Origin of the sequence: Megasphaera sp. AF13-6AC (assembly GCF_027685385.1) — a bacterium.
Taxonomy (GTDB): Bacteria; Bacillota; Negativicutes; order Veillonellales; family Megasphaeraceae; genus Megasphaera; species Megasphaera micronuciformis.
Map to the genome: position 1 here is coordinate 4,240 of NZ_JAQCUN010000078.1, position 2,133 is coordinate 6,372.

Consider the following 2,133-nt stretch of genomic DNA (forward strand, 5'->3'; position numbering starts at 1 on the left):
GTCCCGTCATAAAATTTTTTGTCTGCCAATTTTTTAAAGTTACCCACCGTAATCGGAGCTTTATCGGCGAAAAGTTCTACTGTAAAGTCTCCTTCGTTAGTTTTAAATTTTGCATACAATGTTTTTTCCATTATAAAAATCCTCCTGAAATATTATCTGTTACGGTAAAAACAAGATGGGATTAGTTGGGGATCCGTTTACCCGTACTTCATAATGGACATGCGGCCCCGTGCTGTTTCCCGTACTGCCGGCCAGAGCGATAATATCACCCGTCTTTACTTCCTGCCCTTCTACGACAAGAAGCATAGAGTTGTGTCCGTACCGAGTAACAATTCCGTTACCATGGTCGATTTCAACCAGATTGCCGTAGCCTGAAACCCAGCCGGCAACCGTAACCTTCCCTGATGCCGTAGCCCGCACAGGCGTACCGTATTCAACACCGATATCGATGCCTTCGTGGAAGGAACTTGCCCCTGCCATAGGGCTTGTCCGATATCCGTACTGGGACGTAATCGTTCCGTTTACAGGCCAAATAGAGGGATACGTAGATGCGCTATACTTACTTGTCGACTGCTGCATATGAATAACTTGCTGTCCCGCCGTATCGCCAAGTACTGTTTTTAGCGTAATAAAGCTGATAATTCGGGCATTACTCTTTGTTTCCAAACGGGAGGCAGCGTGTAGTAATTCATTATATCCGGCATGTGATAAATCTTCGCTTTTCTTTTTTTGGCCTACTACGCTGCCCTCACCTTTTGGGGATTCACCGGCGCCGGCGCCTTTAACCATCTGGCGGAGCTCTTGATCCAAAGAGTCCATTTTATCCATTTTTTCTTCCAGTGATGTAGTCTTATCTCTTAACAGTTCTAATTGCTGTTGATGCAGTTCTTCCTGTTCTCGCATAGTCGTATATGATACAAGCCCGAAAACAAAGGCTATAAGAAGCACGGCCCCTACAATAACAACTATGAGAGCCGTTATTTTATATTTTCTGTATCGTTCAGGCGAAAGAACTACCGGCTCTTCCGGAGCTTCCAGCGCCTTCATACTACGCAATTTCATTTTGAGCCCGCAAGACTTTGCGGTTTCAATGAGCTGTACCACCTTATCCTTAGCGTCCAAAAAATCGCCTTCCTATCCCTTTTGTACCGGGCTGACCGTTCCGGTATAACGTAATGCATCGGCAAGGCTTTCTTTTTCTTCCTCACTCATGCTGTATAGACACTTACCGTCAATAATAGGCTTTGCAAAAATACGCGACTCATTTCGACCATATACACTCGACAAGCAGAATCCGTCATTCTTGCCGTCTAAAATAGTAAAAGCAAAACTCAGATTGTTGCCTATATTATCAAAAGCATTATATTTAACAAAGCCGATTTTACGAAAGCATTGATTTTGCATGGATAAGATATCCTTCTGCGTACTGTGCATTAAGTCCAGAGACCCTCTCAACTCCTGTAGTTCCGCAACATCTGCATGCAATTTCGCCTCCAGGCTTTGTCCTATCTCATCTTGCATAAAAAAAGTGTACTTTTTCTGTAATTTCACAAGACGATAATTTAAAAGACCGATGTAGATGAGTAAGAGCAACAAAAGTACGATAATAGCTCCGCCGCCTGCCCATAAAAAGATTTCCGTATCCAATCCTTCAAACATAAGCTCTTTCCTCCCTATATCAAAAAACAGGTCCTGCAACAGACCCGTCTTACGTACGTTATACCGTAAAAGAGAGGCCGTCTTGCATTGTTTCCTGTGTATTGGTTTCTGTTAAAAGAGACATTAATCGCTCAAATTCCGCTTCCGAAGCAAAGGAAATTTCGATTTTTCCTTTATTTTTCTTATTAATACGAATGGCCACATTCGTGCCGAAGTGCATTTTCAGTCGATCCCGCAATGCCTCTACATGGGCATCGGCCGGCGGTGCATCTGAACGTCCTTGGGACCCTTCCAGTAAGTGCTTAACAAACTGCTCCGCCTGACGGGCATTCAATCCGGCCGTAGCAATGTGTAAAGCCGCCTTCTTTTGCACACTTTCTTCCGACAAGGCCAATAAAGGTCGTGCTTGCCCCATGGTCAGTACCCCGGCCTCCACCGATTTGAGCACTGCCGGCGAAAGACCTAAAAGACGCA

The 2,133-nt window shown here is 44.5% G+C and carries 4 protein-coding genes; all 4 read right to left on the reverse strand.

Features of this window, described 5'->3' with window-relative positions:
* Nucleotides 1-131: peptidylprolyl isomerase (locus PGX78_RS05465; RefSeq protein WP_270445786.1), on the reverse strand; the 131-nt coding region annotated here is incomplete at its 3' end.
* 28 nt (nt 132-159) lie between these two features.
* Nucleotides 160-1,122 carry a M23 family metallopeptidase gene (locus PGX78_RS05470; protein ID WP_270445783.1) on the reverse strand — a complete coding sequence of 321 codons (963 nt, stop codon included), beginning with the start codon at nt 1,120-1,122 and terminating at the stop codon, nt 160-162.
* Between the two features lie 12 nt (nt 1,123-1,134).
* Nucleotides 1,135-1,659, reverse strand: a complete 525-nt coding sequence (locus PGX78_RS05475; protein ID WP_270445784.1) for a DUF4446 family protein — start codon at nt 1,657-1,659, stop codon at nt 1,135-1,137.
* Between the two features lie 58 nt (nt 1,660-1,717).
* A partial coding sequence (locus PGX78_RS05480; protein ID WP_442864800.1) for a ParB/RepB/Spo0J family partition protein occupies nt 1,718-2,133 on the reverse strand: 416 nt, incomplete at its 5' end.